The organism is Cellulomonas sp. HZM (assembly GCF_000708885.1).
Lineage (GTDB): Bacteria > Actinomycetota > Actinomycetes > Actinomycetales > Cellulomonadaceae > Cellulomonas.
The window spans coordinates 1-14,775 of sequence record NZ_JEOE01000010.1 but is presented as its reverse complement, the minus strand read 5'-3'; the positions used below and the strand labels follow the sequence as shown (position 1 = coordinate 14,775).

The 14,775-nt window shown below is 74.0% G+C and carries 15 protein-coding genes; 12 read left to right on the top strand and 3 right to left on the bottom strand.

The features are described 5' to 3' along the window. Positions 1–25 precede the first annotated feature (25 nt). The 3 genes from rlmN to dxr are packed head-to-tail and all read left to right on the top strand — an operon-like array spanning position 26 to position 2,881. Complete coding sequence (rlmN, locus tag AW16_RS0107520) at positions 26–1,153, top strand: 23S rRNA (adenine(2503)-C(2))-methyltransferase RlmN (protein ID WP_029289339.1); 1,128 nt, start codon at positions 26–28, stop codon at positions 1,151–1,153. Next, positions 1,150–1,704: a DivIVA domain-containing protein gene (locus tag AW16_RS0107515; RefSeq protein WP_029289338.1), complete on the top strand. Its 555-nt coding sequence runs from the start codon at positions 1,150–1,152 to the stop codon at positions 1,702–1,704. Before rlmN ends, AW16_RS0107515 begins: the two co-directional genes overlap by 4 nt. 7 nt (positions 1,705–1,711) lie before the next feature. Next, the gene (gene dxr / locus AW16_RS0107510) at positions 1,712–2,881 is read left to right on the top strand and encodes a 1-deoxy-D-xylulose-5-phosphate reductoisomerase (RefSeq protein WP_029289337.1); all 1,170 of its coding nucleotides are present in this window, start codon (positions 1,712–1,714) and stop codon (positions 2,879–2,881) included. A 25-nt stretch (positions 2,882–2,906) separates the two neighbouring features. On the opposite strand, the gene AW16_RS0107505 is transcribed toward dxr, so the two are convergent. Further along, on the bottom strand, positions 2,907–4,187 hold the full coding sequence (locus AW16_RS0107505; protein ID WP_051681764.1) for an FAD-binding oxidoreductase: 1,281 nt from the start codon (positions 4,185–4,187) through the stop codon (positions 2,907–2,909). 168 nt (positions 4,188–4,355) lie between these two features. On the opposite strand from AW16_RS0107505, the gene AW16_RS0107500 reads away from it, so the two are divergent. From AW16_RS0107500 to AW16_RS0107485, 4 genes are all read left to right on the top strand, one after another. Then, the gene (locus tag AW16_RS0107500) at positions 4,356–5,666 is read left to right on the top strand and encodes an RIP metalloprotease (RefSeq protein WP_029289335.1); all 1,311 of its coding nucleotides are present in this window, start codon (positions 4,356–4,358) and stop codon (positions 5,664–5,666) included. Between the two features lie 62 nt (positions 5,667–5,728). After that, entirely contained in the window at positions 5,729–6,073 is a 345-nt protein-coding gene (locus tag AW16_RS0107495) for an iron chaperone (RefSeq protein WP_029289334.1), read from the top strand. Between the two features lie 159 nt (positions 6,074–6,232). Then, positions 6,233–7,369: a flavodoxin-dependent (E)-4-hydroxy-3-methylbut-2-enyl-diphosphate synthase gene (ispG, locus tag AW16_RS0107490; protein ID WP_029289333.1), complete on the top strand. Its 1,137-nt coding sequence runs from the start codon at positions 6,233–6,235 to the stop codon at positions 7,367–7,369. A gap of 100 nt (positions 7,370–7,469) precedes the next feature. Then, positions 7,470–8,351 carry a DUF4081 domain-containing GNAT family N-acetyltransferase gene (locus AW16_RS0107485; protein ID WP_029289332.1) on the top strand — a complete coding sequence of 294 codons (882 nt, stop codon included), beginning with the start codon at positions 7,470–7,472 and terminating at the stop codon, positions 8,349–8,351. Between the two features lie 22 nt (positions 8,352–8,373). Here the strand turns inward: AW16_RS0107485 and AW16_RS0107480 are convergent, their stop codons facing one another. Beyond that, positions 8,374–9,264 carry an Fpg/Nei family DNA glycosylase gene (locus AW16_RS0107480; RefSeq protein WP_029289331.1) on the bottom strand — a complete coding sequence of 297 codons (891 nt, stop codon included), beginning with the start codon at positions 9,262–9,264 and terminating at the stop codon, positions 8,374–8,376. A gap of 123 nt (positions 9,265–9,387) precedes the next feature. Here AW16_RS0107480 and AW16_RS0107475 point away from each other — a divergent pair, with 123 nt between their 5' ends. Further along, positions 9,388–11,151 carry a proline--tRNA ligase gene (locus AW16_RS0107475; protein ID WP_029289330.1) on the top strand — a complete coding sequence of 588 codons (1,764 nt, stop codon included), beginning with the start codon at positions 9,388–9,390 and terminating at the stop codon, positions 11,149–11,151. Between the two features lie 61 nt (positions 11,152–11,212). On the opposite strand, the gene AW16_RS17660 is transcribed toward AW16_RS0107475, so the two are convergent. After that, positions 11,213–12,328, bottom strand: a complete 1,116-nt coding sequence (locus AW16_RS17660) for a DUF4439 domain-containing protein (RefSeq protein ID WP_051681763.1) — start codon at positions 12,326–12,328, stop codon at positions 11,213–11,215. A 131-nt stretch (positions 12,329–12,459) separates the two neighbouring features. Between AW16_RS17660 and AW16_RS0107465 the strand changes: the two genes are divergently transcribed. From AW16_RS0107465 to AW16_RS18055, 4 genes are all read left to right on the top strand, one after another. Continuing rightward, entirely contained in the window at positions 12,460–13,038 is a 579-nt protein-coding gene (locus AW16_RS0107465; RefSeq protein WP_029289328.1) for a ribosome assembly cofactor RimP, read from the top strand. Positions 13,039–13,041: 3 nt separating this feature from the next. Then, the gene (gene nusA, locus AW16_RS0107460; RefSeq protein ID WP_029289327.1) at positions 13,042–14,067 is read left to right on the top strand and encodes a transcription termination factor NusA; all 1,026 of its coding nucleotides are present in this window, start codon (positions 13,042–13,044) and stop codon (positions 14,065–14,067) included. 8 nt (positions 14,068–14,075) lie between these two features. Further along, complete coding sequence (locus tag AW16_RS17010; RefSeq protein WP_081861528.1) at positions 14,076–14,474, top strand: YlxR family protein; 399 nt, start codon at positions 14,076–14,078, stop codon at positions 14,472–14,474. Positions 14,475–14,598: 124 nt separating this feature from the next. Continuing rightward, a partial coding sequence (locus AW16_RS18055) for a translation initiation factor IF-2 N-terminal domain-containing protein (RefSeq protein ID WP_156044102.1) occupies positions 14,599–14,775 on the top strand: 177 nt, incomplete at its 3' end.

Here is a 14,775-nt window from a genome sequence, read left to right as displayed (position 1 = left end):
CGACCCCCATGCAAGGAGGTGCCCCGTGACCGGGACGCCCGTCCGCCTCGACCTGTCGTCCCCGACGCGCGGGCCGCGAGGCAAGCCGCCGAAGCACTTCGTCGACCTCACGCCCGCCGAGCGCGTGGCCGCGGTGACGGAGCTGGGGGAGAAGCCCTTCCGCGCCAAGCAGCTCGCGACGCACTACTTCACGCACCTGTCGTCGGACCCGTCGACCATGACGGACCTGCCCAAGGCGTCGCGCGACGTCCTGACGGCGAACCTGTTCCCGCCGCTGCTCGAGCGTGCGCGGACGATGACCGCGGACGGCGGCACGACCGTCAAGACGCTGTGGCACCTCTTCGACGGCGCGAAGGTCGAGTCGGTGCTCATGCGGTACGCGAACCGCACCACGCTGTGCATCTCGAGCCAGGCCGGCTGCGGGCTCGCGTGCGCGTTCTGCGCGACCGGTCAGATGGGCCTGACGCGCAACCTGTCGACCGCCGAGATCGTCGAGCAGGTCCGGGAGGCGGCGCGCTCGCTCGCCGCCGGTGAGGTCCCCGGGGGCCCGGCGCGACTGACGAACGTCGTGTTCATGGGCATGGGTGAGCCGCTCGCCAACTACAAGGCGATCATGGGCACCGTCCGCACGCTCGTCGCGCCAGCCCCTGACGGCCTGGGCATGTCCGCGCGCAACGTGACGGTCTCGACCGTGGGCATGGTGCCCGCCATGCGCAAGCTGGCCGACGAGGGCATCCCGGTGACGCTCGCGCTGTCGCTGCACGCGCCGGACGACGAGCTGCGCAGCGAGCTGGTGCCGGTCAACACGCGCTGGGACGTCGACGAGGCGCTCGACGCCGCCTACCACTACTTCGAGGTCACCGGCCGACGGGTGTCGATCGAGTACGCGCTCATCCGCGACGTGAACGACCACGCGTGGCGCGCCGACCTGCTGGGGGAGAAGCTCAACGCACGCGGGCGCGGCTGGGTGCACTGCAACCCCATCCCGCTCAACCCCGTGCCCAACTCGCGGTGGACAGCGAGCGATCCCGCGGTCGAGGCGGAGTTCGTGGCACGCTTGCGGGCGCACGGCATCCCCACCACGGTGCGGGACACCCGTGGCAGCGAGATCGACGGTGCGTGCGGCCAGCTGGCCGCGGAGGAGGACGAGTGAGCGACGGCATGTTCCGTACGGTGACGGGGCTGCGCAGCGGCTACGACCCGGACGAGGTCGACGAGTTCTTCGCCCACGCGCGGTCCGTGTACGAGCAGGGCCCGGCCGCGGCGCTCGCCGCCAAGGACGTGCGCTCGGTCGCGTTCGACATGGTGCGCGGCGGCTACGTCACCGCCGCGGTCGACGCCGCACTGGACCGCCTCGAGCAGGCGTTCGTCGCCCGCGCGCGTGCCGAGTTCGTCGCGGAGCACGGCCAGCCCGCGTGGCTCACGCAGCTGGGTGAGCAGGCGCGCACGCTGTACGGCCGGCTCGGTCGCCCCGACGGCGACCGGTTCGCACCCCCGGAGGGTCGCGACCAGGGCTACGAGCCCGCCGACGTCGACGAGCTGTGCCACCGTCTCGTCGCCTACTTCGACAAGGGTGCGCCGCTGTCGGCGTCGGAGATCCGCGGCGCGACGTTCCGCGCGCGCAAGGGCCACCACGCGTACGCGGAGGCGCCCGTCGACGCATTCTTCGCGCGTGCGGTCGAGGTGCTCCTCGGCGTCGAGTGAGGCACGCGTGACCGCGCAGGGCAGCATCCGCACCGTCGCGCTCCTGGGGTCGACCGGCTCGATCGGGACCCAGGCGATCGACGTCGTGCGGCGCAACCCCGACCGGTTCGAGGTCGTGGGTCTCGGCGCCGGCGGTGGTGACGTCGCGCTGCTCGCGCGGCAGGCGCGTGAGCTCGACGTCGAGGTCGTCGCGGTCGCGGACCGGGCGGCGGCCGACGAGCTGCGCGGTCTGCTCGACGGCGTCGAGGTGCTCGCTGGGCCGGATGCGTCCACGCAGCTCGCGGCCCGCGGCGCGGACGTCGTGCTCAACGGTGTGACGGGCTCGGTGGGGCTGGGGCCGACGCTCGCCGCGCTCGAGGCGGGCAGCACGCTCGCGCTCGCCAACAAGGAGTCGCTCGTCGTCGGCGGCGCGCTCGTGCAGGCGGCACGTCGGCGGCCCGACCAGATCGTCCCGGTCGACTCCGAGCACTCGGCGATCGCGCAGAGCCTGCGCGGAGGCTCGCGCGGTGAGGTGCGACGGCTGGTGCTGACTGCGTCGGGCGGACCGTTCCGCGGCCGGACGCTCGACGAGGTCAAGGCCGCGACCCCGGAGCAGGCGCTCGCACACCCGACGTGGTCGATGGGGCCGGTCGTGACGATCAACTCGGCGACCCTCATGAACAAGGGCCTCGAGCTGATCGAGGCGCACCTGCTGTTCGACGTGCCGACCGACGACATCGTCGTGGTCGTGCACCCGCAGTCGGTGGTCCACTCGATGGTCGAGTTCCACGACGGCTCGACGATCGCGCAGGCGTCCCCGCCCGACATGCGGCTGCCGATCGCGCTCGGCCTGTCATGGCCCGACCGGGTCACCGACGTCGCGCCGGCGTGCGACTGGACCACCGCGGCGACCTGGACGTTCGAGCCGCTCGACGAGGAGGTTTTCGGTGCGGTGCGTCTCGCGCGGCTGGCCGTCGATGCCTCGGCGACGCACCCGGCGGTGTACAACGCGGCGAACGAGGAGTGCGTCGCGGCATTCCTCGCGGGCCGGATCGGCTTCCTCGACATCGTGACGACGGTCGAGAGGGTGCTCGACGAGCACCCGGGCACCCGCGCGGACGAGCTCGACCTCGACGCCGTGCTGCGTGCCGAGGCCTGGGCCCGGTCGCGCGCGCACGAGGTGCTCGACCGGCGCTGAGCCGTGGCCGAGCGGTGCGGTGGCCTCAGCGCAGCCGGTCGAGGAGCGCGGCCGCCGGACCGGGCGAGCCGCCGACGACCTCCTCCGCGTCGGCGCGGTCGCTCGCGGCCCGCAGGACCGCGGCCCGCACGGCCGCGAGGCGGTCGCGCGCCGGGGCCGCGGGACGCACCCACGGCAGGCGCGTGAGCGCCGATTCGGTCTGCGTGAGCAGGTCGGCGAGCGTGCGGCCCGCGACGTTGGACATGACGTGGCCGGCCCAGCCGTAGCCGCCGGCGTGCGCGATCCCGTCGTCGTCCAGCCACACGACCGGCAGGCCGTCCGCTGTGCGTCCGAGCGTCCCGCTGCGGACGGTGTCGGCCGGCGACCCGTCGCGGGACGACGCCGCAGGAGCCACGAGCGCCGGGAACAGGCGCGTCGCCGCGACGCGCGGGTCCGTGTCGGCGGTGACGACCAGCCGGTCGCCCGCGCGCCGCGCGAGCACGCCCCGGCGCCCGCTCCCGACGACGGCCGTGCGACGGTCGAGCCCCGCGTGTGCCCACGCGGCTGCGTCGAGGGGCGCCGTGACGAGCGTCGAGACCTTCTCCGCGCGTACGCCTGGTACCGCGAACCCACGGCCCGCACCGGTCGCGACGACCACCTGGCGTGCCCGCACGGTCCCTCGGTCGGTGACGACCGCTCGCGGGGACACGCGGACCGCGGAGGTCGACGCAGCGATGCGAGCGCCACGCTGGCGCAGGACGTCCCGCAGCCCGGCCGCGAGGGACACGGGGTCGAGGACCGCGACGTCGGGCGTCCACGCCCCGAGCGCGGCGCCGGGCACGTCGACGTGATCGGCGAGCTCGTCAGGGCCCAGGACGTCCCACTCGTCGCCCCACGTGCGCGCGGTGCGTGCGTGAGCCTCGAGCCGGGCCGCCTGCGCCGCACCGAGCGCGATGCGGACCGCGCCGCCGAACGTGAACCCGCACTCGATCTCCTCGAGCGCCAGCACGCCTCCGATCTCGACGACGGCGTCCCGCGCGGCGGCCCGCGCGGCGGCGGCGACCTGCGGCCCGAACAGCTCAGCGACACGCGCGCCGTCGGCGTCGAGCTCGGTGGTGCAGACCCCGGCGTCGACGCCGGCCGCGGCGGACCGGTCGTCGTCCGCCGCGAGGGGGTCCTGGTCGACGAGGAGGACGTCGAGCGCGGCGTCCGCGTCGAGCAGGTAGTAGGCGGTCCACAGGCCGGTCAGCCCGGCACCGACGACGACCACGTCGGCGACCGTGTCGCCGTCGAGCGGCTCGTGCCCGGGGGTGCGCGGGGACGTCATGCGACGACGCTAGCGGCGTGGGGCTCGTACCGCCGCGACGGGGCCGCACGTCGGCCTCGTGTCGCGCACGGCTCGCTGTCAGCGCGCTCCCAGACAATGGAGGCAGGATGTGCACGTCGTGGGCGGACCGCCCGTGCGGCCGTGCTCGTGGACAGGTGGAGGGACCGGATGGCGTACCTGGTCGGTGTGCTGATCGTCGTCGTGGGTGTGCTGGTGTCGATCGGCCTGCACGAGATCGGGCACATGGTGCCCGCGAAGCGTTTCGGCGTGCGAGTGAGCCAGTACATGGTCGGCTTCGGGCCCACGCTGTGGTCGCGGACCAAGGGCGAGACCGAGTACGGCCTCAAGGCGATCCCGCTCGGCGGCTACGTGCGGCTGATCGGCATGTACGCGCCCGACGAGGCCGTCGGCACGCCGCCTGCGCGCACGTGGATGGGCCGGCTCGCGCGCGACGCGCGTGCGGCGAGCGCCGAGGAGATCCGCCCGGGCGAGGACCACCGCGCGTTCTACCGCCTCTCGACCCCGAAGAAGCTCACCGTCATGCTGGGCGGCCCGGTGATGAACCTGGTGATCGCGTTCGTGCTGCTCGGCGTCGTCGCGGTCGTGTGGGGCACCCCGCAGACCAGCACGACCCTCGCCGGGGTCTCGCAGTGCGTCATCCCGGCGGATGCGGACGCCGACCGCACGTGCCAGCCCTCGGACCAGCCCGCGCCGGGCGCGGCGGCCGGTCTCGAGCCGGGAGACACCGTGGTGAGCTATGGCGGGACGACGATCACGTCGTGGGACCAGCTGCAGAGGCTCATCCGGGCGAGCGGCGGCCAGGAGACCGCCGTCGTCGTCGACCGCGACGGCGAGCGTGTCTCCCTCACGGTCACGCCGGTCGTCGCGCAGCGGCCCCAGTACGACGAGAACGGGGTCGCGAAGGTCGGCGCGGACGGCAAGCCCGTGACGAGCGCGGTCGGCTTCCTGGGCGTCACGCCGGACAGCGAGCTGGTCCGCCAGTCGCCGCTCGCGGTCCCGGGCATCGTCGCCGAGCGGACGTGGCAGACGGCGGCGGTCGTCGGGAACCTGCCCGGGAAGGTCGTCGGCCTGGTCCGTACGACCTTCGGGCACGAGGCGCGCGACGCCAACAGCATCGTGGGCGTGGTCGGGATCGGGCGCTTCGCCGGCGAGATCGGGTCCGCACCCGGCGTGAGCGACGGCATCCGCATCGCGTCGTGGCTCGAGCTGCTCGCGGCCCTGAACATCGCGCTGTTCGTCTTCAACCTCATCCCGCTGCCGCCGCTCGACGGCGGCCACGTGGCGGCGGCGCTGTGGGAGGGCGGGCGTCGCCAGGTGGCGCGCCTGCGCGGGTTGCCGCGTCCCGGGCCGTTCGACACCGCGAAGCTCGTGCCGCTCGCCTACGCGGTCTTCGTGCTGCTCGGTGCGGTGGGCGTGCTCCTGGTCTACGCCGACCTCGTGGACCCGATCCAGATCTGAGCCGGCCAGGTCTGAGCCGAACGACCCTCGCCGGGCACGTCGCGTCCTGAGATGCTCGACGCATGTCGGAGCTCTCGGAGTACCTCGAGTCCCTGCCGGAGCCGCGACGCGGCCTCGTCGAGGGCGTGTACGCGCGTGCACGTGCGCTCGTTCCCGACGCCACGGACGGCATCGGGTACGGCATGCCCGCGCTCGTGCTGCACGGCAAGCCGCTGCTGTCGGTGATGTCCGCCAAGACCCACGTCGGCGTCTACCCGTTCAGCCCGGGAGCGCTCGACACCGTGCGCGACGAGCTCGCGGGCTGGTCGACGTCGAAGGGCACGATCAGGTTCGACGAGAGCTCGCCGCTGCCGGACGACCTCGTCGACCGCCTCGTGCTCGCGCGCCGCGACGAGATCGACGGCTGAGACGTCGCCGCGATCGGCTCGTCGGCTCGTCGGATCGCGTGGTGATCTCGTGCGCACGGGACGTCCGGGAGCAGTCGGGCGTGGCCGCGGTGCGATGATGGACGGGTGACCATCGCTCCGAACGGCGTGCCCTCGACCCCGGTTCCGATCAGCCTCGGGATGCCGCAGGCACCCGCACCCGTCCTGGCACCGCGGCGTCCGACGCGCAAGATCCGCGTCGGCAAGGTCGAGGTCGGCGGCGACGCCCCGGTGAGCGTCCAGTCGATGACGACGACGCCCACGACCGACATCAACGCCACGCTCCAGCAGATCGCGGCCCTGACCGCCGCGGGCTGCGACATCGTGCGCGTCGCGGTCCCCAGCCAGGACGACGCCGAGGCCCTGCCGGCGATCGCGCGCAAGTCGCAGATCCCCGTGATCGCGGACATCCACTTCCAGCCCAAGTACGTCTTCGCGGCGATCGACGCCGGCTGCGCCGCGGTGCGCGTGAACCCGGGCAACATCCGCAAGTTCGACGACCAGGTGGGCGCGATCGCGCGCGCGGCTCAGGATGCGGGCGTGAGCCTGCGGATCGGCGTCAACGCCGGCTCGCTCGACCCGCGGCTCCTCGAGAAGTACGGCAAGGCCACGCCGGAGGCGCTCGTCGAGTCCGCGGTGTGGGAGGCGTCGCTGTTCGAGGAGCACGACTTCCACGACTTCAAGATCTCGGTCAAGCACAACGACCCGGTCGTCATGGTCCGCGCCTACGAGCTGCTCTCGGAGCGCGGCGACTGGCCGCTGCACCTCGGCGTCACCGAGGCAGGCCCGGCGTTCCAGGGCACCATCAAGTCGGCGACCGCGTTCGGCGCCCTGCTGAGCAAGGGCATCGGCGACACGATCCGCGTCTCGCTGTCCGCGCCTCCGGTCGAGGAGGTCAAGGTCGGCATCCAGATCCTGCAGTCGTTGAACCTGCGCCCGCGCAAGCTCGAGATCGTGTCGTGCCCGTCGTGCGGCCGTGCGCAGGTGGACGTGTACACGCTCGCGGAGCGGGTCACGGCGGGCCTCGAGGGGCTCGAGGTGCCGCTGCGCGTCGCGGTCATGGGGTGCGTCGTCAACGGGCCCGGTGAGGCGCGCGAGGCTGATCTCGGCGTGGCGTCCGGGAACGGCAAGGGGCAGATCTTCGTCAAGGGCGAGGTCGTCAAGACCGTCCCGGAGTCGATGATCGTGGAGACGCTCATCGACGAGGCCATGCGCATCGCGGAGACGATGGACCCCGTCGAGGCCGGTCAGGGCAGCCCGGTCGTCAGCGTCGGCTGACGGCGACCGCTCGTCTGTCCCGCCGTCCTGCCGTGCCGGACCCGCGTCCGCCACGCGAGCCCGGGCCGCGCCGCCGTGTGACGTGATGCACAATCAGCGCATGGTGCTTCGTCGTGCGTCGCTGCTCGACGAGCGGACCGGGGGCCGGGTTCTCGACGAGCGCGACCTGCGCTCCGCGCTCGACGTGTGCGCGCAGGACCCCGTCGGGTCCGTGCTGGCCTCGACGCGCATCGAGCAGGCGATCTCCGGCGGCCTGCGACGTGCGGGCGGCGAGGTCTGGGGCTACTCGTCCGAGGGGCAGCTGCTCGCGGTCGCCTGGTCGGGCGCGAACCTCGTGCCCGTGGTCCCGCCGGGGGTCGACCTCGACCTCGCGTGCGACGCGTTCGCGGAGCTGGGTCGTCGGCAGGGCAGGCGTTGCTCGTCCCTCGTCGGACCGGCCGACGCCGTGCTCGGCGTGTGGCGCCGGCTGCGCGCCGCATGGCCGGGCGTGCGCGAGGTGCGCGACGACCAGCCGTCGATGGTGATCGACCACGCACCCGCGGTGGGTGTCGACCCGCTCGTGCGGCGCTCGGGTCTCGACGAGCTCGACCACGTGCTCCCCGCGTGCGTGCGGATGTTCACCGAGGAGGTCGGGTACTCGCCCGCTAGCGGCCCGGGCGGTCCCTACGAGACGCGCGTGCGCACGCTCGTCACGCAGGGCCGGTCGTTCGTCCGCACCGACACCTCCGGCGAGGTGATGTTCAAGGCGGAGCTGGGCGCGGTCGCGGGCGGCGTCGCGCAGGTGCAGGGCGTGTGGGTCGCGCCCGCCTGGCGGGGCCAGCGACTCTCCGAGGCGGGCATGGCCGCGGTCGTCGAGCAGACCCGCGCGCACGTCGCGCCGGTCGTGTCGCTGTACGTGAACGCCTACAACGCTCGCGCGCTCGCGGCGTACCGGCGGGTGGGGTTCCGGCAGGTCGGGTCGTACGCCACCGTGCTCTTCTAGCCCGACCGGACCTCGGCCGCCGCTACCGCAGCAGTCGCGACATGCGGCGGTCCGCGAGCGGCTTGCCGCCCGTCTGGCACGTCGGGCAGTACTGGAGCGACGAGTCCGCGAACGACACCTCGTGCACGACGTCGCCGCACGGCACCCCGTCCCACCCGGGGCACGGCTGCCCCGTGCGTCCGTGCACGCGCATGCCGCGGCGCTTGGCGTCCTTGAGCTCCGCCGCCGGCCGCCCCGACGCAGCCTCGACGGCGCCCGTGAGCACGTCCCGCACGGCGCGGTGCAGCGTCGCGGTCCGCTCGGCGTCGAACGAGCGGGTGGGCGCGAACGGAGACATGCGGGCGGCGTGCAGGATCTCGTCCGAGTACGCGTTGCCGATGCCCGCGATGGTGCCCTGGTCGCGCAGCAGGCCCTTGACCTGCTGGTTGCGTGCTGCGAGCAGCTCTGCGAGCCGTTCGGTGGTGAAATCGTCGGACAGCGGCTCGACGCCGAGGGACGCGATCTGCGGCACGTCGGCGGGGTCGGCGACGACGTGCACCGCGAGCCGCTTGCGCGTCCCCGCCTCCGTGAGGTCGAAGCCCGCCTCGTCGTCGAGCCCGACCCGCAGCGCGATGGGGGAGCGCCCCGGACGCACCGGGGTCGCAGGCAGCTTCTCGGACCACCGCACCCAGCCGGCACGCGACAGGTGCCACACCAGGTGCAGGGGTTCGCCCGTGCTCGTCGCCACCATGAGGTCGAGCCACTTGCCGTGCCGCTGCACGTCGACGACGGTGCCCCCCACGAGCGCGTCAGGTGGTGGGGAGAAAGTCTTGAGCGCGCTGATCGCGCCGACGGCGACGGAGGTCACGACGTGGTCGACCGTGCGCGAGCGCAGGAACTGCGCCAGCGCCTCGACCTCGGGCAGCTCGGGCACGCGCCCATCGTGGCGCACGGCACCGACATCCCGCACCGGGAGCATTCCGCGCCGGGTCGCCGCGCGCACCGTCCGGCGCCGCCGCGGCACGGAGAGCCTCGCGGCCCAACTAGGCTGGCCCGCATGCTCCTGCGCATGTCCACGCTCTTCGTCCGCACGCTGCGTGAGGACCCCGCCGACGCCGAGGTCGCGAGCCACAAGCTGCTCGTGCGTGCCGGGTACATCCGCCGCGCTGCGCCCGGCATCTACACCTGGCTCCCGCTCGGCCTGCGCGTCCTCGCGAAGGTCGAGGCCGTCGTGCGCGAGGAGATGGCCGCCGCGGGCGCCCAGGAGGTCCACTTCTCGGCGCTGCTGCCCAAGGAGCCCTACGAGGCGACGGGTCGCTGGACGGAGTACGGCCCCAACATCTTCCGGCTCAAGGACCGCAAGGGCGGCGACTACCTGCTCGCACCGACGCACGAGGAGATGTTCACGCTCCTGGTCAAGGACCTGTACTCGTCGTACAAGGACCTGCCGCTGACGCTGTTCCAGATCCAGACGAAGTACCGCGACGAGGCCCGCCCACGCGCGGGGCTCATCCGTGGCCGCGAGTTCGTCATGAAGGACGCGTACTCGTTCGACGTCGACGACGCCGGCCTCGAGGCCTCTTACCAGGCGCAGCGCGACGCGTACCGCCGCATCTTCGACCGGCTCGGGCTCGAGTACGTCATCGTCGCGGCGACGAGCGGCGCGATGGGCGGTTCCCGCTCGGAGGAGTTCCTCACCCCGACGGCGATCGGCGAGGACACGTTCGTGCGCAGCCCTGGGGGCTACGCGGCCAACGTGGAGGCGGTGACGACCGTCCCGCCCGCGGCGCAGCCGTACGACGACGCGCCCGCCGCGCACGTCGAGGACACACCCGGGACGCCGACGATCGACTCGCTCGTCGCGCTCGCGGACGAGCGGTTCCCCGAGCGTGGGTACACCGCGGGGGACACGCTCAAGAACGTCGTCGTGGCGCTCGTGCAGCCGTCGGGGGAGCGCGAGCTGCTGGTCGTCGGCCTGCCCGGCGACCGCGAGGTGGACCTCAAGCGCCTCGAGGCTGCGGTCGCGCCCGCCGAGGTGGAGCCGGCCGGGGACGCCGACTTCGCGGCGCACCCCGAGCTGGTCCGCGGGTACATCGGCCCGTCGGTGCTCGGACCCAACGGTCCCGAGGGGTCGGTCCGCTACCTGCTCGACCCGCGTGTGGTCGACGGGACGCGGTGGATCACGGGCGCGAACGAGGCCGGCAAGCACGTGTTCGACCTCGTCGCGGGCCGGGACTTCACTTCCGACGGCACGGTCGAGGCCGCCGAGGTGCGCGCCGGCGACGCGGCCCCCGACGGCTCGGGCCCGCTCGAGCTGGCACGCGGCATCGAGATCGGCCACATCTTCGCTCTCGGGCGCAAGTACGCGCAGGCGCTCGGCCTGACGGTGCTCGACCAGAACGGCAAGGCTCAGGTCGTCACGATGGGCTCGTACGGCATCGGGGTGACCCGGGTGCTCGCCGCGCTCGCCGAGGCCAACCACGACGAGCGTGGGCTGGCCTGGCCCGCGCACGTCGCGCCGGCGCAGGTCCACCTCGTCGCCACCGGCAAGGACGACGCGGTGTTCGACGCCGCGGACTCGCTCGCCACGCAGCTCGTCGCACGCGGCATCGAGGTGCTGTACGACGACCGTCCCAAGGTGTCGCCCGGCGTGAAGTTCGCGGACGCCGAGCTGCTCGGGGTGCCGCTCGTGGTGGTCGTCGGGCGTGGGCTCGTGGACGGGCTGGTCGAGGTACGTCCGCGCGTCGGAGGCACGGCCGAGCAGGTGCCGGTCGCCGAGGTCGCCGATCGCGTGGCCGAGCTGGTCGACGCGCTGCGCTGACCCGCGGCGCGCGCTGCCGTGATCCTGCGGCGCGCGGTGGCTGCCACGGGCGGGCCGCGGCTCAGCCGTCGGCGCGCTCTGGCATGCCCGGGAACGGCACGGGTGCCGCGCCCCACGTGCGCGCGGCAGCGTTCGCGGTGCGCAGTGCGTCGACGAAGGGCGAGCGCTGGCCCGCAGGCGTCCGGGCGACGAGCGTCGCGGCGGCGTCCGCGACGGCCCCCTCGAGCGCACGTGCGAGCCGCCTCGCGGTGGAGCCCTTGTCGAGCCCGTCGGGCAGCGTGTACGACGCGCGGCGCGGGTCCTGCGCGGTCTCGGCGACGCCCGCCGCGACGGCCCAGCGCTGCGCCTCGTCGCGGTGCTGGGCGGCCGCGGCCCGCGCGGCGGTGCGCAGCGAACCGGACTGCTGCGCCGCGATCACCTCGTAGGCGAAGCCGGCCTGGTCGTGCGCGACGACGAGCGGCGCGAGGTCGTCGGCCGAGGTGGCCTGCGCGGCGTCCGTCTGCTCCGGCGACGGCGTGGGCTCGGGTGCCGGGCTGCCCGTGACGCTCGGTGCCGGGCTCGGGGTGACGACGACGTCGAGATCGGGGACCTTCGCCTCCGTCGCCGTCGCGAGGCGCCGCGTGAGCTGGTCGCGCGCCGCGGCGATCGACGCCACGAGCCTGGCGAGGTCGGCGTCCGCGACCCCGTCCGCGTCGGCGAGGGCGTCGCGCGTCGTGGCCGCGAGCTCGGTGAGGACGTCCGACGGCGTCGTCCGGGTCGGTGCGGAGGACGTCGCGGTCGCGGAGGGCGTGAGCCCCGAGTCGTAGGCAGGACCGAGCTGGCTCGCGTGGTCCGCGCTGAACGCGACGACGTCGTCGAGCACGTCGGCCACCGCGGCACCGGGACGGGTCGCGAGCGCTGCGCGCGCGTCGGCCTCGAGCGCGAGGGCGTCGCCGAGCGTGCGTGCGCGGACCTGCTCGACCGGCCCCGGCGACGGCTCGGGGTAGGGCGCCGACTCGAGGCGCACCGAGCACGCGGCGCAGGACGCGACGAGAGCCGTCGCGAGCGCGACGACGAGGGCGCGGACGGCACCGCGCCCGCGCCCGGCGGGCGTGATCCTCGCCACGCCGGCCGTGTCCCGCGCACGCCCGCGGGAGCCGTCGTCGTGCGGCGTGCTGGTCGTGGGCTGCGTCGTCATCGCGGGCGATCCTGCCACGGGGGACCGCCGGGGCCGCCCCGGCGCGGTCGGACACGCGCCGACTCGTTACCCTGGACCCACAACATCACAGGGTCGGCAACGCGACCCGCGCGAACGACAGGAGGCCGGACGTGGTCGCAGTCGCCGCCCAGCGGGTCCGCGAGGTGCTCGAGCCCGTCGTGCACGCGCAGGGGCTCCTGCTCGAGGACGTCGTCGTCCACCGCCGCGGAGGACGCTCGACCGTGGAGGTCGTGCTCGACCTCACCGAGGACGACGAGCGCGACCTCGACCTCGACCGCGTGGCCGCCGCGACGCAGGCCGTCTCGGACGCGCTCGACGACGCCGACCCCGTGCAGGGGGAGTACGACCTCGAGGTGTCGAGCCGCGGCGTGTCGCGCCCGCTCACGGAGCGCCGGCACTTCGTGCACGCCGTGGGTCGTTCGGTCACCGTTCGGCTCGCGGACGGCACGACGCTGTCCGGGCGGCTGGACGGCGTGGACCGTGAGGCCGACGCGATCGTCGTCGTGCCCGTGACGCCCGGCCTCAAGGGGCGGCGTCCGAAGGTCGGCGACCCGCGGACGGTGCCCCTGGGCGACGTGCGCGACGCGCGCGTCGAGGTGGACCTGTCGGGGCTCGGCCCCGTGGACGACGAGGCCGGCGCGGACGCCGGTGACGACGAGGCCGGCCACCGCGCCGGACGGGAGAGCTGACACATGGACATCGACATGCAGGCGCTGCGCTCGCTCGAGCGGGAGCGGGAGATCAGCCTGGACGTGCTGGTCTCCGCGATCGAGCAGGCGCTGCTGTCCGCCTATCACCGCACGCCCGACGCGCAGCCGCGCGCCCGCGTCGAGGTCGACCGGCGGTCCGGGCACGTGACGGTGTGGGCGCGTGAGGCGCCCCCCGTCGACGACGAGGGCCACGCGCTCGACGTCGACACGCCCGAGTACGACGACACGCCCGACGGGTTCGGCCGCATCGCGACCGCGACGGCGCGCCAGGTCATCGTGCAGCGGCTGCGCGACGCCGAGGACGACCAGGTGCTGGGCACGTTCCGCGGCAAGGAGGGCGAGGTCCTCGGCGGGGTGATCCAGCAGGGACGCGACCCGCGCACGGTTCTCGTCGACGTCGGCGGCACCGAGGCGGTCCTGCCGCAGCACGAGCAGGTGCCGGGTGAGGAGTACGTGCACGGGGAGCGGATCCGCGGGTACGTGCTCGAGGTGGCCCGCGGCCCGCGCGGTCCGCAGGTGACGCTCTCGCGCTCGCACCCCGGTCTGGTGCGCAAGCTGTTCGCCCTCGAGGTCCCCGAGATCGCCGACGGCACGGTCGAGATCACGGCGATGGCGCGCGAGGCGGGGCACCGCACGAAGATGGCCGTGCGCGCGACGGTCCCCGGCGTGAACGCCAAGGGCGCGTGCATCGGGCCCATGGGCGGACGCGTGCGTGCGGTCATGGCGGAGCTGCGCGGCGAGAAGATCGACATCGTCGACCACTCCGACGACCCGGCGGAGATGATCGCGCACGCGCTGTCCCCGTCCCGCGTCGTCTCGGTGACGGTCGTCGACGAGCAGGCGCGCGCCGCGCGCGTCGTCGTGCCGGACTACCAGCTCTCGCTCGCGATCGGCAAGGAGGGGCAGAACGCCCGCCTCGCCGCGAAGCTCACCGGCTGGCGCATCGACATCCGCTCCGACGCCGAGACCGAGCCGGCGCCGCAAGGGGCCTCCGGACCGGCCGAGTGACGCGTGCCATGGCACGCTCGTCGACCGAGCGCGGTAGACTCGTCGCGGCTGGGCGCCGAGCCCGGCATCCCTCGCCCGTGGAACCGGCCGCTCAGCGGCCGCTCGCGGATGCCCGCGGCCCGGTCCGCACGTGCGTGGGTTGTCGGAGCACCGACGCCCGATCGTCCCTGCTGAGGGTGGTCGTGGTCCGTGACCTTCTGGTCGTGGACGTCGCCCGCTCGATGCCGGGCAGGGGAGCGTGGCTGCACCCCGATCCTGGATGCCTCGAGCTCGCGACCCGTCGTCGCGCGTTCGGGCGGGCCCTGCGTCATGCGGGACCGCTCGACGCGGCGGTGGTCGCGGAGCATCTCGCGGCGATCGACCAGGAGCACCGAACGGCGCCGGCAGACCCGGCGTCGACCGTCTGAATGGGAAGCGGGTTGGAAGCCGATGGCTACCCGATGAGCACGCACCGATGAGCACCCAGCGATGAGTGCCCTCAGCATTTGACGACGGTCCGACCCTGTCCGGGCGGGCCGAGACAGGAGTGATGTGGCCAAGGTCCGCGTCTACGAGCTCGCGAAGGAGCTCGGGGTCGACAGCAAGAAGATCATGACGACCCTCACCGAGATGGGTGAGTTCGTCCGTTCGGCGTCCTCGACGATCGAACCCCCCGTCGTGCGCAAGCTGCGCGACACGTTCCCGGCGAACGGCGGGACCCCCCGGCGC